The 18110-nt window shown below is 61.2% G+C and carries 16 protein-coding genes and 1 pseudogene; 15 read left to right on the top strand and 2 right to left on the bottom strand.

The window, feature by feature from the left end:
- Positions 1 to 151: 151 nt before the first annotated feature.
- The 14 genes and pseudogenes from FBX99_RS17865 to FBX99_RS29205 all read left to right on the top strand — a co-directional run.
- Positions 152 to 1366: a methyl-accepting chemotaxis protein gene (locus FBX99_RS17865; RefSeq protein WP_144925410.1), complete on the top strand. Its 1215-nt coding sequence runs from the start codon at positions 152 to 154 to the stop codon at positions 1364 to 1366.
- A gap of 11 nt (positions 1367 to 1377) precedes the next feature.
- Positions 1378 to 1746 carry a response regulator gene (locus FBX99_RS17860; protein ID WP_063320603.1) on the top strand — a complete coding sequence of 123 codons (369 nt, stop codon included), beginning with the start codon at positions 1378 to 1380 and terminating at the stop codon, positions 1744 to 1746.
- Positions 1747 to 1762: 16 nt separating this feature from the next.
- Positions 1763 to 2047, top strand: coding sequence for a lipid asymmetry maintenance protein MlaB (locus FBX99_RS17855; protein ID WP_144925412.1), 285 nt, complete (start codon positions 1763 to 1765; stop codon positions 2045 to 2047).
- A gap of 26 nt (positions 2048 to 2073) precedes the next feature.
- Complete coding sequence (locus FBX99_RS17850) at positions 2074 to 4164, top strand: chemotaxis protein CheA (RefSeq protein ID WP_144925415.1); 2091 nt, start codon at positions 2074 to 2076, stop codon at positions 4162 to 4164.
- 33 nt (positions 4165 to 4197) lie between these two features.
- Complete coding sequence (locus FBX99_RS17845; RefSeq protein WP_145132380.1) at positions 4198 to 5856, top strand: methyl-accepting chemotaxis protein; 1659 nt, start codon at positions 4198 to 4200, stop codon at positions 5854 to 5856.
- Between the two features lie 39 nt (positions 5857 to 5895).
- Positions 5896 to 6432 (top strand): chemotaxis protein CheW, encoded by a 537-nt coding sequence (locus FBX99_RS17840; RefSeq protein ID WP_144925422.1) that lies wholly within the window; start codon positions 5896 to 5898, stop codon positions 6430 to 6432.
- Positions 6429 to 7265, top strand: a complete 837-nt coding sequence (locus FBX99_RS17835) for a protein-glutamate O-methyltransferase CheR (RefSeq protein ID WP_178111987.1) — start codon at positions 6429 to 6431, stop codon at positions 7263 to 7265. Before FBX99_RS17840 ends, FBX99_RS17835 begins: the two co-directional genes overlap by 4 nt.
- Before the next feature lie 8 nt (positions 7266 to 7273).
- Positions 7274 to 7771 (top strand): chemoreceptor glutamine deamidase CheD, encoded by a 498-nt coding sequence (gene cheD / locus FBX99_RS17830; RefSeq protein ID WP_144925617.1) that lies wholly within the window; start codon positions 7274 to 7276, stop codon positions 7769 to 7771.
- A gap of 2 nt (positions 7772 to 7773) precedes the next feature.
- On the top strand, positions 7774 to 8841 hold the full coding sequence (locus FBX99_RS17825) for a chemotaxis response regulator protein-glutamate methylesterase (RefSeq protein ID WP_047700818.1): 1068 nt from the start codon (positions 7774 to 7776) through the stop codon (positions 8839 to 8841).
- 620 nt (positions 8842 to 9461) lie between these two features.
- Positions 9462 to 11069 carry an ABC transporter permease subunit gene (locus FBX99_RS17820; protein WP_256664084.1) on the top strand — a complete coding sequence of 536 codons (1608 nt, stop codon included), beginning with the start codon at positions 9462 to 9464 and terminating at the stop codon, positions 11067 to 11069.
- 11 nt (positions 11070 to 11080) lie between these two features.
- The gene (locus tag FBX99_RS17815) at positions 11081 to 12385 is read left to right on the top strand and encodes an AAA-associated domain-containing protein (protein ID WP_144925620.1); all 1305 of its coding nucleotides are present in this window, start codon (positions 11081 to 11083) and stop codon (positions 12383 to 12385) included.
- Positions 12386 to 12445: 60 nt separating this feature from the next.
- Complete coding sequence (locus tag FBX99_RS17810) at positions 12446 to 13498, top strand: sensor histidine kinase (protein ID WP_144925428.1); 1053 nt, start codon at positions 12446 to 12448, stop codon at positions 13496 to 13498.
- Positions 13491 to 14120: a response regulator transcription factor gene (locus FBX99_RS17805; RefSeq protein WP_144925431.1), complete on the top strand. Its 630-nt coding sequence runs from the start codon at positions 13491 to 13493 to the stop codon at positions 14118 to 14120. The genes FBX99_RS17810 and FBX99_RS17805 overlap by 8 nt, the downstream gene beginning before the upstream one ends.
- A 117-nt stretch (positions 14121 to 14237) precedes the next feature.
- Positions 14238 to 14354, top strand: a pseudogene (locus FBX99_RS29205) (FMN-dependent NADH-azoreductase); the annotation flags it as partial.
- A 162-nt stretch (positions 14355 to 14516) separates the two neighbouring features.
- Here FBX99_RS29205 and FBX99_RS17795 read toward each other — a convergent pair.
- Together FBX99_RS17795 and yfcF are read right to left on the bottom strand one after the other, a co-directional pair.
- Complete coding sequence (locus tag FBX99_RS17795) at positions 14517 to 15197, bottom strand: phytanoyl-CoA dioxygenase family protein (protein ID WP_145132376.1); 681 nt, start codon at positions 15195 to 15197, stop codon at positions 14517 to 14519.
- A gap of 182 nt (positions 15198 to 15379) precedes the next feature.
- The gene (gene yfcF / locus FBX99_RS17790) at positions 15380 to 16012 is read right to left on the bottom strand and encodes a glutathione transferase (RefSeq protein ID WP_145132374.1); all 633 of its coding nucleotides are present in this window, start codon (positions 16010 to 16012) and stop codon (positions 15380 to 15382) included.
- Positions 16013 to 16357: 345 nt separating this feature from the next.
- Between yfcF and FBX99_RS17785 the strand changes: the two genes are divergently transcribed.
- Positions 16358 to 17983 carry a methyl-accepting chemotaxis protein gene (locus FBX99_RS17785; RefSeq protein WP_145132372.1) on the top strand — a complete coding sequence of 542 codons (1626 nt, stop codon included), beginning with the start codon at positions 16358 to 16360 and terminating at the stop codon, positions 17981 to 17983.
- The last annotated feature ends 127 nt before the right edge of the window (positions 17984 to 18110 follow it).

The following is an 18110-nucleotide window of genomic DNA, read 5'->3' as shown; positions in this document are numbered from 1 at the left end:
CTAATCTGAAGTAGCACAGTGCCACGCCCTGAGTAGGCCTTTGCCTACAACAGTCGGAAATCGGACGACTGGTCTTCAAGTCAAATCCGAGGTCGCAGATAACCAGTTATTCGCCAATAACCCGTTAGCAACACTGTTCAAGGACCGAACCATGACGTCGTACCCACACGGTCATTCCTTTTCTTCAATCCCACCTCGCCTTCTCTGGAGTCCCGTGCTCGTTGCCGTCGTCGCCGCCATCGGCGTGCTGATGCTCAACGAGATGAACGCACAGAACATCGGTTTCAGTGCAGTGCTGCTGGTCCTCGGTCTCGGTACGGGCCTGTGGGGCGCGCGGGCACGACGTCGGCAGCTCGACGAAGCGCTGGCCGCCACCGCCCGGCAAGACCTGCAAGGCGCCGAGCACGCCCTCCACAAAGCCAGTGCACAACTCAACGAAGTCATCCTCGGTGCCATGCCGATCTGGGCCAAGCAGGTGGAAAGCTCCCGGCAGCAGACCGAGACCGCGATCGTCTCGCTGACCAGCCGCTTCACCGGCATTTCGTCGCGCCTGGAAGAAACCGTGCAAGCCTCGCAACTGGCTGCCGGTGAGCTGGCCGGGAAAAGCAGTGGCGGCGCCGTGCAGGTGCTGGCCCAGAGCGAGAATGAACTGGTACGGGTGATCGACTCCCTGAAAGCCACCCAAGCCAGCCGCGACGAAACCCTGGCCCAGGTGCGTAACCTCACCGCCTACACCGGCGAGTTGCGGACCATGGCCGCCGACGTCGCCGCGATTGCCGCGCAGACCAACCTGCTGGCCCTCAACGCCGCCATCGAAGCCGCCCGGGCCGGTGAAGCCGGGCGCGGTTTTGCGGTGGTGGCCGACGCCGTGCGCAGCCTGTCGAGCAAGTCCAGCGAGACCGGCCAGCAGATGTCGGCCAAGGTCGACATCATCAATACCGCCATCACCCAACTGGTCCAGGCCGCTTCCAGTAGCGCCGATCAGGACAGCCAATCGGTCTCCACGTCCGAGGACAGCATCCAGCGCGTATTGGAGCGTTTCAAAAGCGTCACCGGGCAGCTCGCCGAATCGGCGGACCTGCTGCAACAGGAAAGCTTCGGCATCCGCGATGAACTCACCGAGGTGCTGGTCAGCCTGCAATTCCAGGATCGGGTCAGCCAGATCCTCAGCCACGTGCGCGACAACATCGAGGACCTGCATGTGCATATGCAGCAGGCCCAGCAGTCGCCCGACCAGGCAGTGTCCATCGATGCCCGCCAATGGCTGGCACGCATGGAAACCACTTATGCCACCGACGAGCAACGCCGCAACCACCACGGCGACTCGGGCGCGCAGCAAATTTCACAGGAAATAACCTTCTTTTAGGAGAGCCGTTCATGGCTAAAAGTGTATTGGTTGTCGACGACTCCGCGAGCGTTCGGCAGGTTGTCGGCATCGCGTTGAAAAGTGCCGGCTACGACGTGATCGAGGCCAACGATGGCAAGGATGCGCTGGGCAAGCTCAACGGGCAGAAGGTGCACCTGATCATCAGCGACGTGAACATGCCGAACATGGACGGCATCACCTTCGTCAAGGAGGTCAAGAAGCTGGCGAGTTACAAATTCACGCCGATCATCATGCTCACCACCGAATCCCAGGAATCGAAGAAGCAGGAAGGCCAGGCGGCAGGCGCCAAGGCCTGGGTGGTCAAGCCGTTCCAGCCGGCGCAGATGCTGGCGGCGGTGTCCAAACTGATTCTGCCTTAAAGGGCTGGAGGCTGTGATGCCACTGCTGTACGAAACACAAAGTGACACCGCGCAAGTGCAGATCGACGGCGAGCTGACGATCTACACCGCCGCCGACCTCGCCGCGCAATTGCTGCCCTGCCTGGGCAACACGCCGCAGATGGAGCTGGACCTGTCGCAGGTGACCGAAATGGACGGCGCCGGCCTGCAACTGCTGCTGATTGCCCTGCGCGAAGCACCGAAGGCCGGTACCCAACTGACCCTGACCGCGCGCAGCAAGACCGTCAGCGAAACACTCGAGCTGTGCAACCTGCTGGCCTAGCGCCCGACACGACAAAGGATATGAGCGTGAGCATCAATCTCGACCAGGCACAACAGACGTTCATCGTCGAGGCACGGGAACAGTTGCAGGCGATGGAAGAATCCCTGCTGCAACTGGAAAACGACCCGGCCGACGATGACGCCATCGGTGCGATCTTCCGCGCGGCCCACACCATCAAGGGCTCGGCCGGGCTGTTCGGCCTGGAGCCGATCGTCAGCTTCACCCACATCGTCGAAGATGTACTCGATCGCCTGCGCAACGGCAGCGTCGAGGTGGACACCGGCCTCATCGCGGTGCTGCTCAAGTCCAGCGATCACATGCTGGAACTGATCAACGTGGTGGCCAACCAGGGCGGGACGCTGACGCCGCCGGCCCTGAAACGGGAGATGGAGCTGTGCCAGGTGCTGCAGGAGTACCAGGCGCCCCCGTCCGATGACGCCACGGCAGCGGCGGCTGAAACCACAACGCAGGAGTCGTCCGAAACGCGTCTCTGGCACATCAGCCTGCGTTTCGGCCAGGACGTGTTCCGCAACGGCATGGACCCCCTGTCATTCCTGCGCTATCTGCAGACCCTCGGTGAAATCGTCCACCTCGACACGCAGACAGAAGCGTTGCCCAGCGTCGAAGCCTTTGACGCCGAATCCTGCTACCTGGGATTCGACATCGATTTCCGCTCGGCCGCCAGCCACGGAGCCATCAACGAAGTCTTCGATTTCGTCCGGGAAGACTGCCTGATCGAGATCGTGGCCGTTGATGAGCGGGCGAACACCGGACTGGTTGCCACCGCCCAGGAACCCAGCGCCGAAAGTACCGCGCTGGTCACCACCGGCGAACTGCTGGCGGACCAGCGCAAGACGCCGCGAACGTCAGGCCGACTCCCGGCTGACGGATCACCGGCCAGCAGTGAAAACAAGGCCAAGGACGGCGCCTACGTGCGGGTCAACGCCGACAAGCTCGACGAATTGATCAATCTGGTGGGTGAACTGGTCATCGCCAGCGCCGGCACCAGCCTGCTGGCCCGCAACTGCCACGATGACACGCTGCAGGAAGCCACTTCGACGGTGTCCGGGCTGGTGGAGGAAATCCTCGACGGCGCCTTGCGCCTGCGCATGATCCCCATCGGTGAAACCTTCAACCGGTTCCGCCGGGTGGTGCGCGATGTCAGCCAGGAACTGGGCAAGGACATCGACCTGATCATCAGCGGCGCGGAAACCGAACTGGACAAGACCGTGGTGGAGAAGATCGGTGACCCGCTCATGCACTTGCTGCGCAACGCCATGGACCACGGCATCGAGACCGCCGACGCGCGGCTGGCCGCCGGCAAGCCGGCCAAGGGGCATCTGCACCTCAACGCCTATCACGACTCGGGCAGCATCGTGCTGGAAATCGCCGACGATGGCGCCGGCCTGAACCGTGACCGGATCCTGGAAAAAGCCCAGGAACGTGGCCTGGTCGCCCCCGGCGCCAGCCCGACCGACCAGGAGATCTACAACCTGATTTTCGAACCCGGCTTCTCCACCGCCCAGGCCGTCACCAGCCTGTCGGGACGCGGAGTGGGCATGGACGTGGTCAAGCGCAACATCACCCTGCTGCGCGGCACCGTGGACCTGGACAGCCAACCGGGCCAGGGCACCGTGGTGCGGATCCGCTTGCCGCTGACCCTGGCGATCATCAATGGCTTCCTGGTGGGCATCGACCAGTCCACCTATGTCATTCCGCTGGATATGGTCCAGGAATGCATCGAGCTGAGCGAAGACGACGGCACCGCCAGCCGCGAACAGGGTTACCTGGACCTGCGCGGCGAGGTGCTGCCCCTGGTGTACCTGCGCGATCACTTCAATCACGAAGGCCGGGCCGCACGCCGGCAGAACGTGGTGGTTGTGCGCTATGCCGAACTCAAGGCCGGACTGGTGGTGGATGACTTGCTGGGTGAATTCCAGACCGTCATCAAGCCCCTGGGCAAGTTGTTCGGCGCCCTGCGCGGGATCAGTGGCTCGACCATTCTCGGCAGCGGCGCCGTGGCGCTGATTCTCGACGTGCCGGCGCTGCTCGCCCAGATCGCCCAGACAGAAAACCGCTACACCCCTACCCCATTATCACAAGCCAACGCTCGCTGACGCTTTAGCAACTCCATGGAGAGGTATTTCCCAATGAAATGGTTCTACGATCTTAGAATCGCCACCAAACTGATCACGTCATTTCTTGTGGTGCTGGCCCTGACCGCGGTTATGGGGGTGTTTTCGATCATCCAGCTGGGCGAGGTGAACGGCACCACCACCGAAATCCGCGAAAACTGGATGCCGTCGATGCGCGCGGCGTCCGGCATGCGTTTCTACGGCGCGAACTATCGCCTCAAGGAAAACCGCCATATCACCGCTGATTCCGAGCAGGAGCGCACCACAATCGAACAAGAAGCGGAAGAAGCCAGGAAAGGTTTCGAGACCCGTCTGGCGACCTACGAAAAACTGCTTTCCAACGCCGAAGACCGTCAACTGTTCGAGACAACCCGCGATGATTGGGCCGCCTATCTGGCGATCAGCAAAGACCTGATGGCACTGTCCCGGCAAAACCTCACCGACCAGGCCCATGCGCTGCTCAAGGGCGAGTCCCGGCGCCGATTCGAGCTGGTGACCAGTGACCTGCAAAAACTGGTCGAACTCAACGATACCGGTGCCGGCGCGGCCAGCGAACGCGGCACGGCGCTGTTTGAAAAATCGCGCCTGTCGATCATCGCCGTGCTGGCTGCCGCCCTGCTGATCGGCCTGGGCCTGGCGCTGTTCATCTCCCGGGTTATTTCCCGCCCCTTGAAACAAGCGGCTTCGGTGGCCGAACAACTGGCCGAAGGCAACCTGAACGCAAAAATCGAAGCCGGTTCCAGGGACGAAACCGGTATGGTGCTCAACGCCATGCAGAACATGGTGGGCAAGCTGTCCCACATCATCGGTGAAGTGCGCAACGCGGCGGACAACCTGGCCAGCGCCTCCGAAGAGGTCAGCGCCACCGCGCAGTCCATGAGCCAGGCCACCAGCGAACAGGCGGCCAGCGTCGAGGAGACCAGCGCCTCCATCGAGCAGATGAGTGCCAGCATCAACCAGAACACCGAGAACGCCAAGGTCACCGACGGCATGGCCAGCAAGGCTGCCAAGGAAGCCACCGACGGTGGCGAATCGGTGCAGCAGACCGTGGTGGCGATGAAGAAAATCGCCCAGCGCATCAGCATCATCGACGACATCGCCTACCAGACCAACCTGCTCGCGCTCAACGCCGCCATTGAAGCCGCTCGTGCCGGCGAGCATGGCAAAGGCTTCGCCGTCGTTGCCGCCGAAGTGCGCAAGCTGGCCGAACGCAGCCAGGTTGCGGCCCAGGAAATCGGCGAACTGTCTTCCAGCAGCGTCGACATGGCCGAGAAGGCCGGCAACCTGCTCGATGAGATGGTGCCGTCGATCAACAAGACCTCAGACCTGGTGCAGGAAATCAGCGCCGCTTCCGAAGAGCAAGCCGCCGGCGTGGCGCAGATCAACACGGCCATGACCCAGCTCAACCAGGTGACCCAGCAGAACGCCTCCAGCAGTGAAGAACTGGCCGCCACCGCCGAGGAAATGAGCAGCCAGGCCGAACAACTGCAACAGGCCATGAGTTTCTTCACCCTGGACACGCCGCCCAAGTCGGCCAGCCTGCCGGTGAAGGTCGACCACACACCCGGGTCGTCCCTTCGCAAGCCGGCCCGGGCCTCGGTGACCACGTTGCCCAAGGCGTTTGCCTACAACATGGCCAGCGCGCCGGACGAATCCGAGTTCACCCGGTTCTGACGGTCCGCTTCTACAGGCTCGCTTATAAGGAGAAAAGCCATGGGCGCCATCGCGACCACCCGTCAAACCGCCATCGCGGTCGAGGAAGAAGCGCAATACCTGACATTCATGCTGGGCACGGAGATGTTTGCCATCGGCATCCTCTGCATCAAGGAAATCATCGAATACGGCAACCTGACCGTGGTACCGATGATGCCGGCCTTCGTCCGTGGGGTGATCAACCTGCGCGGTGCGGTCGTGCCGGTGGTGGACCTGTCGGCCCGTTTCGGCCGGCAGAACTCGTCGATCACCCGGCGCTCGTGCGTGGTGATCATCGAGGCCAACAGCGAAGACGGCCACGCCCAGGACATCGGTCTGCTGGTGGACACGGTATCGGCGGTGCTGGAAATCCCGGCCTCGCAGATCGAACCACCACCGAGTTTCGGGGCGAAGATCCGTGCCGACTTCATCAGCGGCATGGCCAAGGTTGAAGGCAAGTTCGTGATCGTGCTGGAGGTGGGCCGTGTGTTGTCCATCGACGAAATGTCCCAACTGGCCGAAGCCAGCCCCACCGCGCTGGAGTTTGAAAGCCAGTGAACACCGACACCTGCAAGGAACGCACCGTGAACTCACTGGCGCTCAGTGACCGAGAGTTCAGCCAATTTCAATCCTGGCTGTACAAGGCCGCCGGCATCAACCTGTCCGACGCCAAGAAAGCCCTGGTGGCCGGGCGTTTGTTCAAGCGCCTCAAGCACTATGAGCTGGGCAGCTACGGCGAGTATTTCAAGTTGATCATGAACGGCCAGCGCACCGACGAATTGCAGGTAGCGCTGGACCTTTTGACCACCAATGAAACCTACTTTTTCCGCGAACCCAAGCACTTCGATTTCCTGCGCCAGCACGTGCTGCCCCACGCCGTACCGGGCAAGACCTTTCGCCTCTGGAGCGCGGCCAGCTCGTCGGGAGAAGAACCTTACAGCCTGGCGATGACACTGGCCGAAGGGCTGGGCACCACGCCTTGGGAAGTCATCGGTTCCGACATCAGCACCCAAGTGCTGGCCAAGGCGCGCTCCGGGCATTACCCCATGGAGCGCGCCCGCACCCTGCCCCAGCCGCTGTTGGTGAAATACTGCCTCAAGGGCACCGGCAGCCAGCAAGGCACGTTCCTGATCGACCGAGCGTTGCGCAATCGCGTCAACTTCGTCCAGGTCAACCTCAATGACACCCTGCCGGAGTTGGGGGAGTTCGATGTGATTTTCCTGCGCAACGTCATGATCTATTTCGACCAACCCACCAAAAGCAAAGTGGTTGCCCGATTGATCCCCCGGCTCAAGTCCGGCGGGTATTTCATCGTAAGCCATTCGGAAAGCCTCAACGGCGTGTCCGATGCGTTGAAAATGGTGATGCCATCGATTTATCGCAAACCATGAGAGCCGCCCTGCAACCCGCGACGAGGGAGGTGGCCGAGGTCTACCTGGCGCCAGGCGAGTTCCGCTTCGCCACGTGCCCGACCCGGCTGCGCACCATCCTCGGCTCCTGCGTGGCAATCACCCTGTGGCATCCAGAGCAGCGGATCGGCGGCATGTGCCATTTCATGCTGCCCAGCCGCGTACGCTGCTCCACGGCCCTCAACGGCCTGTACGCCGACGAAGCCATCGAACTGTTTATCCGCAAGGCGCGGGCCCATCACACTGAACCCGAGGAATACCAGCTCAAGCTGTTCGGCGGCGGCGAGATGTTCCCCGAGCTGCAACGGCATGTGCCCTTCGGCGACGTTGCGCGGCTGAACGTCAATGCGGCGCTGGAAATGGCCGCCCTCTATCGCCTGGACCTGATTGCCCAGGACATGGGCAGCACCGGCTACCGGAGCATCATCTTCGACCTGTGCAGCGGCGACGTGTGGGTCAGGCACCAACCGATAAGGACACGGCATTAACCATGTCAAAAAAGATCAATGTATTGCTGGTGGACGACTCTGCCGTGGTTCGCCAGGTACTGCTGGCGATTCTCAGTGACACCCCGGACATCCACGTCATGGGCGCGGCTTCCGACCCGATTTTCGCCATGGACAAGCTGGCCCGGGAGTGGCCGGATGTGATCGTGCTGGACGTGGAAATGCCTCGCATGGACGGCATCACTTTCCTGAAGAAGATCATGAGCGAGCGGCCGACCCCGGTGGTGATCTGCTCGTCCCTGACTCCCAGAGGCGCGGAAACCACCTTGCAGGCGATGGCTGCCGGGGCAGTGGAAATCATCACCAAGCCCACCAGCGGGCTGAAGAATTTCTTGCTGGAATCGGCACCGGAACTGGTGGCGGCGATCAGGGGCGCCGCCCAGGTCAATGTCCGCAACCTGGGCAAGCGCCCCGCGCCACTGGCACCGGCCACCAAACTCAGCGCCGATGCCATGTTGCCCGCCGCGAACGGCCACGCCATGGCGCAGACCACCGAACGCATCGTCGCCCTGGGAACCTCAACCGGTGGCACCCAGGCCCTCGAAGCGGTGCTGACCGCTCTGCCGCGGGTGTGCCCGGGCATCGTCATCGTCCAGCACATGCCGGAGAAATTCACCGCCTCGTTCGCCGCCCGACTCAACAGCCTGTGCCAGATCGAAGTCCGCGAAGCGCGCAACAACGACCGTATCCACCCGGGTCTGGCCCTCATCGCCCCCGGCGGCAAACACATGATGGTGACCCGCAGCGGCGCGTTCTACCACGTGCAGGTGGTGGACGGGCCGCTGGTCAATCGCCATCGCCCGTCGGTGGACGTGCTGTTCCGCTCAGTGGCCAAGTTCGCCGGCCGCAACGCCACCGGCATCATCATGACCGGCATGGGCGACGACGGCGCCCGCGGCCTGAAGGAAATGCTCGACGCCGGCAGCGCCACCGTAGCCCAGGACGAAGCCAGCTGCGTAGTCTTCGGCATGCCCAAGGAAGCCATCAAACTCAACGCCGCACAGCGGGTGATGGGGTTGCAGGAGATTGCCCAGGTGATTTTGCATCGGTAGTCATGAGAAACCCTGTGGCGAGGGGATTTATCCCCTCGCCACAAAAGCGATTCCTACACCGGCGGAATCGTCGCAAGCACACCAATCAACAGGGTCAACGCCAGGAAACCACCCAGAAAAATTGCCATCTTCGTCATAAGCGCTCCTGAAAGAAATACACAGCAAGCAGCCACCTCACAACCCCTGTGGGAGCGAGCCTGCTCGCGATAGCGGCCTGTCAGTCGGCAAGGAGGTTGGCTGTGCCGACGCCATCGCGAGCAGGCTCGCTCCCACAGGGTCCAGAGGTGAACGCGCTATCGATGAACACCCGCCGTATTCTGGCTCGGGAATCAGGTGGCATTACAGCCGCACCTGCCAGCAAAAAAACCGGATCAGATCTCATCGATATACCAACGTATATTTTCCCGCCCTTAATCTCAGTGGCCATCGTCGAAGGCCGGACTTAATCTCGCCGCACTCAAACACCGACGATATAAAAGAGGTGCTCGATGCGCTCTCCACTCGCCGCCTCAGCATTGACCCCTTTCAACTGCAACGAGCCAGGTGCCTGGTGGGCCGATGTCACACTGGTTTGTCTCATCGTGGCGTTGGCCGTGTTCATTGCCTATGGCGTCGAGCAAATGAACCAGCCGCTCGGTGTGCTGGATGCCTCGCCGTTGTCGCTCGATCTGGCCCACTTGCCGGGATACACCCTGCGCACCACCTTGCGTATGTTCATCGCGCTGTTCGCTTCCTTGATGCTCTCCCTGCTCATCGCCACGTTGGCGGCGAAAAGCCGCAAGGCCGCCCTCGTCATCCTGCCGGCGCTGGATATCCTTCAATCCGTGCCCGTCCTCGGGTTCCTGACCTTCACCGTGGTGTTCTTCATGGGGCTCTTCCCCGGCAGGGAAACCGGGGTGGAATGCGCAGCGATCTTCGCCATCTTCACCAGCCAGGTCTGGAACATGACCTTCAGCGTCTATCAATCGCTGAGGACCGTGCCTAACGATCTCTATGAAGTCAGCCGGCAGTTTGCGTTCTCGCCCTGGCAGCGCTTCGTCAAGTTGGAGTTGCCCTTCGCGACGCCAGGGCTGGTGTGGAACATGATGATGTCGATGTCCGGCGGCTGGTTTTTCGTGGTGGCGTGCGAAGCCATTACCGTCGGCAACACCACCGTGAGCTTACCGGGGATCGGTTCCTGGCTGGCGCTGGCGATCGAACGCAAGGACATCGCTGCCACCGCCTGGGCCGTGCTGGCCATGACTGCGGTGATCATGCTCTATGACCTGTTGTTCTTCCGGCCGATCGTGGCCTGGGCGGACCGCTTTCGCTTCGAACAGACGGCCTCCCAGAAGCGCCCTCGCTCCAGGGTCTACGACCTGCTGCGCTCGACGCGCCTGGTGCCCTTGGCGTTGGGGGCCCTGGGCGGCCTCAAAACCTCCTTGTTCCTGGACAGACTCCCCAGGCTGCCACCCCTGCGCTTCAAGGCCAGCGCCCGTTTCAGCCGGGCTGCGGACCTGCTCTGGATCAGCTTGATCGTGCTGACCTGCATGACCGGTATCGTTCAATTGTCAGGCTTCATTGGCAGCACCTTGGGCCTGGAAGATGTCATCGACACCTTCGGCCTGGGGCTTGCCACCCTGCTGCGGGTCGCCGTGCTCATCGCGCTCGCCAGCCTGGTCTGGGTGCCCATCGGCGTGTGGATCGGCCTGAACCCGCGCTGGGCCGAACGCTTGCAACCCGTGGCGCAACTGTTGGCGGCTTTCCCGGCGAATCTGCTGTTTCCGTTTGCGGTGGTCGCCATCGTGGCCCTGAAACTGGATCCCGATATCTGGCTGTCGCCGCTGATGGTGCTGGGCACCCAGTGGTACATCCTGTTCAACGTGATCGCCGGGGCCAGCGCGCTGCCGACCGACCTGCGGGAGGCCGCACGCAGCTTCCATCTGCGCGGTTGGCAATGGTGGCGACGGTTCACCCTGCCCGGCGTTTTCCCCTACTACGTGACGGGCGCCCTGACGGCGGCGGGCGGCTCGTGGAACGCCAGCATCGTCGCCGAGGCCGTGTCCTGGGGTAACGAGCATCTGTATGCGTCAGGACTCGGCGCCTTTATCGCCCAGGCCACCGAGGCCGGAGACATGCAACGGGTGGCGTTGGGGGTCGCGGTCATGGCGATCTTCGTCGTCGGTTTCAATCAACTGCTGTGTCGACCCTTGTACGGTTTCGCCGAGCGCCGACTGCGAATTGATTGAGGATGAATCCAATGCAAATGATGGAGAAACGCTGCCTGGTCGACGTGCAGCAAGTGGGACATGTCTATGGCTCGGCCGGAGGCGCCGAACGGCGAGTCCTGGATGACGTCCGCATGCGCCTGGACGAGGGGGAAATCGTCGGCCTGCTGGGCCGCTCAGGGTCTGGAAAGTCGACCTTGCTGCGCGCTATCGCAGGTCTGATCTCACCCACCGCCGGTGTGATCGATCTTCCGGTCGATGCCCAGGGACTACCGAGCTCGGTGCGCATGGTGTTCCAGAGCTTTGCCCTGTTCCCCTGGCTGACGGTGCTGCAGAACGTCGAGGTCGGCCTCGAAGCCTTGAACGTACCGGTGCCCGAGCGCCGCCGACGGGCCCTGGCCGCCATCGACATGATCGGCCTCGACGGCTTTGAAAGCGCCTTCCCGAAGGAGCTGTCCGGCGGCATGCGCCAACGGGTCGGCCTGGCGCGGGCGTTGGTGGTCACCCCGGATGTACTGTTGATGGACGAGCCGTTTTCCGCCCTGGACGTGCTCACCGCCGAAACCCTGCGCACCGATCTGCTGGACCTGTGGCGCGAGGGACGGATGCCGATCAAGTCGATCATGCTGGTCACCCATAACATCGAAGAAGCCGTGCTGATGTGCGACCGGATACTGATTTTTTCCTCCAATCCGGGGCGCGTCATGAAGGAAATCAATGTCGGCCTCAACCAGCCGCGCAATCGCTCCGACCCGGCGTTCCAGGCTCTGGTGGAGCATATCTATGTACAGATGGCCGGCGGTGGGCGTTCAGACTCTCTGCCCCAGGGTGTGTTTGCCGGCAGCGGCGTGGGCATGGTCTTGCCGTCGATCTCCACCAACGCACTGGCCGGGTTGATCGAGGCGGTCCAGGATCACCCCTTTGACGGCCAGGCCGATCTGCGGGAACTGGCCGGGGCGCTGCGCTACAGCGACGCCGATCTTTTTCCGGTGGCCGAGGTGCTGCAGCTGATGCGTTTCGCCGACCTCCACGATGGGATCCTTACCCTGCTCCCCGCCGGGCACCGCTATGCCGAATCAGATGTCGATGAGCGCAAGCAGCTGTTCGCCCGGCACCTGCTCCGGTATGTACCGCTGGTGGGTCATGTACGAAGAGTGCTGGACGACCGCCCTACCCGCACGGCACCCGCCCGACGTTTCCGCGATCAACTGGAGGACTTCATGTCCGAGCACGACGCCACCCATACCCTGGACTGTGTCACGCAATGGGGACGCTACGCAGAGCTGTTCGCCTACGATGAAGTGGCCGATCAGTTCAGCCTGGACAATCCGTCCTGAGGTGATTCAAATGACAAGGTCGAAGCCCGGCCGGATCGAGCGACACGAGATGAATATTCAATGAGAAAGACTCAATGGGCGCTGCGCCTGCTGCTTCTGCTGGGGCTGGCGCTCGGCATCGCGGCGATAGACACCCTCACCGATCTCGAGATCGCCGTGGGGGTCTTCCAGATCGGCGTGGTGCTGATTGCCGTGAGGATGCTGCCGGCGCGTGCGGTCGCGGGTGTGTCGTTCATCTGCATGGTGTTGACGATCCTCAGCTATCGGCTGACCCGCTTCGGTGACTCCGAGGCCGGCCAGATCAACGTGCTGATCAGCCTCGCCGCCATCGCCGGCACGACCTACCTGGCCCTGCGCCTGTCCGCTGCCATCGAAACCGTGCATCGTACCCGCGCTCACCTGGCGCACATCGCCCGGGTCAACATGCTCGGCGAACTCGCCGCCTCCATCGCCCACGAAGTGAACCAGCCCCTGGCTGCCGTTGCCAACAGCAGCGGCGCCTGCCTGCGCTGGATGGCGACGGAGCCACCCAACCTGCCCAAGGCCCGCCTGGCGGTGGAACGCATCATCGCTGATACTCATCGGGCCAGTGAAATCATCACCCGCCTGCGCGGCATGGCCCGGCACCAGACCCCCACCAAGCAATGGCTGAACGTCGCCGACACGGTCAATACCGCCCTGCGACTCTTGGCCGGAGAACTGAACGAGCAAGGCATCACACTGCGCGTGCATATCCAGGAAGGCCTGCCACCGATGCTGGCGGATGAAGTGCAGATCCAACAGGTGATATTGAACCTGGCCATGAATGGGATCGACGCGATGCGCCAGGTCGAGGCCGATGATCGCATCCTGGCATTTCATGCCGAGCTGGAGTCCGGTCAGCAATTGCTGTTTTCCGTGTCCGACCAGGGCAAGGGTCTGTCCGGAAACGACCACGAGCGGGCATTCGATGCGTTCTACAGCACCAAGCCCGACGGCATGGGCATGGGCCTGGCCATCAGCCGCTCGATCATCGAGGCCCACGACGGGCGCATCTGGGTGTCCAGCAACCCGCAATCCGGTGCAACCTTCCACTTCACCCTGCCGGCCGTGACAAGGGAATCCGATGACTGAGCCCGATCTTGCCGAATCGATGGTCTACATCGTCGACGACGACAACTCCGTACGCGCCTCGCTTCAAGACCTGCTGGCCTCGGTGAACCTGCCGAGCATGGCCTTCGCCTCGGCGCGTGAATTCAGGGACGCCACGCTGCCGGACATTCCCGCCTGCCTGATCCTCGACGTGCGCATGCCGGGGATGAGCGGGCTGGATTTCCAGCAGGAAATGGCCCGCTTGAACCTGCCACTCCCGGTGATCTTCATCACCGCCCATGGCGACATACCCATGTCGGTGAAAGCCATGAAGGCTGGAGCATTGGAATTCTTGACCAAACCGTTTCGCGAACAGGACCTGCTGGACGCCATCAGCCAGGGCCTGAACCAGGACAGGGAACGGCGCAAGGCGGACGCGGTGATGGATGATTTGAAACGACGCTATGACAGCCTCACCGACGGCGAACGGGAGGTGATGGAACTCGTGGTGTCAGGCTTGCTGAACAAGCAAGTGGCCGGGCGCTTGGGGTTGAGCGAAGTGACCGTGAAAGTCCGGCGCGGCGCGTTGATGCGCAAGATGGAGGCGGACTCGTTGGCGGCGTTGGTCAAGATGTCGGAGCGGCTCAAGGGAATGAGTCACTAAGGAACCCCGAGGCTCTGCTTTTGGTTCGAGCGAACCCTGCTCGCGATGGCGGTAGCACATCCAACACCCCATGCCAGCAGGCCCACCGCTATCGTCGGATCGCCGCCCGGAGCAGGCATGGCGCTGCCGGAATTCGATGAACTGGCAATGGAGGCCAAATACGCCGGACTCAACGGCACGCCCTTGACCCCGGCACAACAAGACGCCTGGAACACATTGATAGCACTGGCAGCGGTACCGACAACACCAGCACATCCGAGCGGTGCAGGTGGCTTGCACTGGGAAGACGTGGATCTCAGCGCCCGTGAGATTGCGTCTCAGCAGACCAGGAGCCTGGCTGACCACATATGTACCGACATGAGAACAGGCAATCGACTTCCGTGTGCAGGCGATCAGCTACATCGCACCAAACACAAAATCGGCAGGCTCGAATCGCTCGCTCGTGTCCATCCGGATATTGCGCAAATGCGCTGTCTCCAAGTGCGACGCATAGAGCCGCTCCGAAAAATAGCCGATCAGGATCGAGCGACGTCGTGCCCCACTTACGTTCAGACCGGCCCCATGGACCAGCTCGGCATCAAACACCAGGATGTCGCCGGCACACCCGGAAAGCTGCACGGAATGGGACTCGTCAGCGAAGTCAAAGGGCGGCGTTTCCGGCGGCGGGCGATGGCTGCCGGGCACGATACGCGTCGCACCGTTCTCGGGACCATAGTCATCGAAAAAAGCCAGGGCGACCGCCGTGTCGCCTGGCCGCTGGGCCGACAGGTCGCGGTGCAACGGCTGATGACCGCCACCGGCCAAGGGCTCGCGTCCTTCCACCTGCGCGAGAAAGAACCGCTCGCCGATCAGCTCGCCCACCGCTGCCAGCAACGGCGGCAGACGGCACACCGCCCGGATCGTTGGATCGCAATCCAGCAGGGAGTGACGCCAGTCCCAGCCACGGGGAGTCGGCCATTGATCCGAGGGTTTTACGCCCGCGTCGAATACGCTACGCAGCCCTGCGAGCCACTCGCTTGGGATCGCTCGGTGCAGGAGGACGTAACCATTCTGGTGGAGCTGATTGGGGCTGATCATGGCGCTGGCAGGTATCCTTGTGTGGCGAGGGGATTCATCCCCGCTGGACTGCGAAGCGGCCCCCATTGAGGCCTTGGAACTGCCCTCAGGAATTGGAACCCATCCGCCCCCCGAAACGCCATGCCCAGGCACCCCCAGGCTATGGTTCATGTGGGCGGTAGCAATCGGCCATTTAGCAACCGCTATATTCGAGGTCGTTGCAGCTTGATCCACTCTTGCACTGTTGGGCGCTGCCATTGGCGATGAGCATAGTCTTCCAGTTGAGCGGGTACAGTATCTCCATTGAGTATCAACCGATTCAGCATTAATGCGAGATCAACATCGGCGATAGACCATTGACCAAAAATGTAGTCCGGACTATCGGAAAGCAGCCGTTGAGCAGCATCAACCAACTTTTGCCTGGCAGACTCAGCCGACGCTGACAAAGGGCCGTATTTGTGGCCATAGAACACAACGAGAGTAGAGCGCTCCTGGCGGATGGGGAGCAGATCACTGCGTAGCCACGCTTGAATTTGCCTCGCCACGGCGCGCTTCTGTGGGAGCCGTGGGTACACAGGCGTCTGGGGGAACACATCTTCCAGGTATTCAGTGATTGCCGATGATTCCGACAGCGCAAAGTCGCCGTGTATGAGGGTGGGCACTCTTTGCGTCAGCGAAAGACGGGCGTAGTCGTCTGTCTGATTCTCCAGTGCGTCCAAGTTCAAAGTATTCATTTCGAACTCTATTCCCTTTTCTCGCAATGTCACAAAACATGACAGCGCGTAAGGGCTGGTGAACTGAGCGTCAACGTAAAGGCGCAGTCTTGGGTCATTCATAGCGACATCTCCATATGCAGGATGGAGCACGTTAAAAGATCCAGCGATTTAAATAAAATTCATGTTTTTTATGGAGGTATTCCTCTCAGGAATGCGGTATCGCCGCAAATTACCTCTAATTTTCCAGACTTTTCGAAGGACTACTTTTGATCGATCAAGATCGAGTCAGAATGACGAGTTGCTGCCGCATAAGTGACAGCCGGCGTAATCAGGCAAGGCGGGGTCGCCGTTCCTTCACTTTAGATCACACGGAACACGATATCATTCTGCCTTCATTGGGCATGCAACACCTGGCTCTGCCCTTTCGATCAGAAACCCGATCCAGGTGATCAGGAATAATGGAATATGCAAAACTGGAAAATCAGGACCCATCTCCTATTGCTCACTGGCTCGTTACTGTTTGGTCTGTTGTGTGTCGGCGGCCTCGGACTCTTTGGAATGCAATCCGCTGTACGCAGCCTGGAGACAGTCTATCTCGATCGAGTCGTACCCCTGAGGGACTTGAAGAGAATTGCTGACCTGTACGCCGTGGACATCGTTGACGCCACCCACAAGACGCGGAACGGCACCTTTACCAAAGCCGAATCGCTGACCCGTATAGAGCAAGCCCAGCGGGAAATCGATCAAACATGGCAAGCCTATAGATCGACGCAACTGATCCCGGCGGAAACGCATCTGATCGCGCAAATCGAGCCGCTGATGGAAGCCTCTCGCGGGCCATTGCAAAACTTGCAGGGCATGTTGCGTCAGAACGACGATGCAGGTATCGCACGCTTTGCGACCGATCAGTTGTATCCACTGATTGACCCCTTGTCAGCCAAATTCTCCGAGCTGATCGAAGTGCAACTGGTCGAAGCCAAAAGCCAGTTCGATCAGCAGCAGATCGCCTACACCTTTTACCTCAAACTCAGCCTATTGATTCTGCTCTTGGCGCTGGCCACCGGTGCAGCTTACGGGTTGTACTTTTCCAGGCTGCTGAGCCGCCAACTCGGTGCTGAACCCACAGAACTCGCCGCCATCAGCTCGAACATCGCCCAAGGAAAACTGGCCGGTACACAGCTGGATAAGCGACAGCCGTCGACCGGGGTTCTGCACTCCGTTCAGGCTATGCGCCATAGCCTGCGCGAAATGATCGGTAAGATCGGCCACGCTTCCGAGCAGATCGAGGGTACCACCCTGCAATTGTCGGCGTCTTCCGAACAGGGAATGAGCAGCGCCGCCCTGCAAAGCGAGACAGCCTCGTCCATGGCCGCCACGGTAGAGCAGCTTTCCGTGAGCATCACCCATATTGCCGACAACGCAAAACAGGCCCAGAGCACCACACAGAAAGCGGGACAAATCACCGATGACGGCATGGCGGTGATGCACGAGTCCATCCAGGAGATGGGACACATTGCCAATCTGGTTGCGCAAAGCTCATCCGATATCGATCAGTTGGCTATTCAGTCGAACGACATCAGCCTGATTGTCGGTGTGATCCGGGGCATCGCTGAACAGACCAATCTTCTTGCGTTGAATGCCGCCATCGAAGCGGCCCGAGCCGGCGAACAAGGCCGTGGTTTTGCGGTGGTAGCAGATGAAGTTCGCGGCCTGGCCGCCCGCACGGCTCAATCCACCACAGAAATCGTCACGTTGGTCAGCACGATTCAAAACGGCATGCACAAAGCCAAAGAGAGCATGGCCGCAGGCTCCGAGCGCGTAATCCATGGTCAGAAACTGGTCGAAAGCGCAGGCGAGTCCATGAACAGGATCAAGAGCGCGCTGGACGAATCCCTTGCGGCCGTCAGTTTCATTTCGTTGTCGTTGCAGGAACAGCGCGCAGCCAGTGAGCAGGTCGCGCGCAACGTCGAAAAAATGGCGCAAAGTGTCGAAGAGAACGCCGCCGCCCAGGGAGGGATCGTGCGAACGACCCAGGAACTCAAGGCAATGTCCAACGGACTGGAAGTGATTCTGCGGCGGTTCAGCGTCTGAAGGGCTGCGAGTCACACGATCAGTAGTGGCTCGAAGTCTGTACCGGTAGGCAAGACCTGATCCCACTTCTCGATCTACAACGAGTCGTTCTTCCATGAAAATGAAAGTGGACTTGCCTCCCTTACAA

This window comes from Pseudomonas sp. SJZ074 (assembly GCF_007828215.1).
Taxonomy (GTDB): domain Bacteria; phylum Pseudomonadota; class Gammaproteobacteria; order Pseudomonadales; family Pseudomonadaceae; genus Aquipseudomonas.
The sequence above is the reverse complement of the archived record's forward strand: the minus strand, read 5'-3'. Positions and strand labels throughout refer to the sequence as shown.

Excerpts from the sequence above, each read along its gene's own strand:
- FBX99_RS17855 (WP_144925412.1), top strand. The coding sequence starts at position 1,763 with ATGCCACTGCTGTACGAAACACAAAGTGACACCGCGCAAGTGCAGATC.
- FBX99_RS17815 (WP_144925620.1), top strand. The coding sequence starts at position 11,081 with ATGCAAATGATGGAGAAACGCTGCCTGGTCGACGTGCAGCAAGTGGGA.
- FBX99_RS17840 (WP_144925422.1), top strand. The coding sequence starts at position 5,896 with ATGGGCGCCATCGCGACCACCCGTCAAACCGCCATCGCGGTCGAGGAA.
- FBX99_RS17785 (WP_145132372.1), top strand. The coding sequence starts at position 16,358 with ATGCAAAACTGGAAAATCAGGACCCATCTCCTATTGCTCACTGGCTCG.
- FBX99_RS17805 (WP_144925431.1), top strand. The coding sequence starts at position 13,491 with ATGACTGAGCCCGATCTTGCCGAATCGATGGTCTACATCGTCGACGAC.
- FBX99_RS17865 (WP_144925410.1), top strand. The coding sequence starts at position 152 with ATGACGTCGTACCCACACGGTCATTCCTTTTCTTCAATCCCACCTCGC.
- FBX99_RS17795 (WP_145132376.1), bottom strand. The coding sequence starts at position 15,197 with ATGATCAGCCCCAATCAGCTCCACCAGAATGGTTACGTCCTCCTGCAC.
- FBX99_RS17860 (WP_063320603.1), top strand. The coding sequence starts at position 1,378 with ATGGCTAAAAGTGTATTGGTTGTCGACGACTCCGCGAGCGTTCGGCAG.
- FBX99_RS17845 (WP_145132380.1), top strand. The coding sequence starts at position 4,198 with ATGAAATGGTTCTACGATCTTAGAATCGCCACCAAACTGATCACGTCA.
- FBX99_RS17810 (WP_144925428.1), top strand. The coding sequence starts at position 12,446 with ATGAGAAAGACTCAATGGGCGCTGCGCCTGCTGCTTCTGCTGGGGCTG.
- FBX99_RS17820 (WP_256664084.1), top strand. The coding sequence starts at position 9,462 with ATGAACCAGCCGCTCGGTGTGCTGGATGCCTCGCCGTTGTCGCTCGAT.
- FBX99_RS17825 (WP_047700818.1), top strand. The coding sequence starts at position 7,774 with ATGTCAAAAAAGATCAATGTATTGCTGGTGGACGACTCTGCCGTGGTT.
- yfcF (WP_145132374.1), bottom strand. The coding sequence starts at position 16,012 with ATGAATGACCCAAGACTGCGCCTTTACGTTGACGCTCAGTTCACCAGC.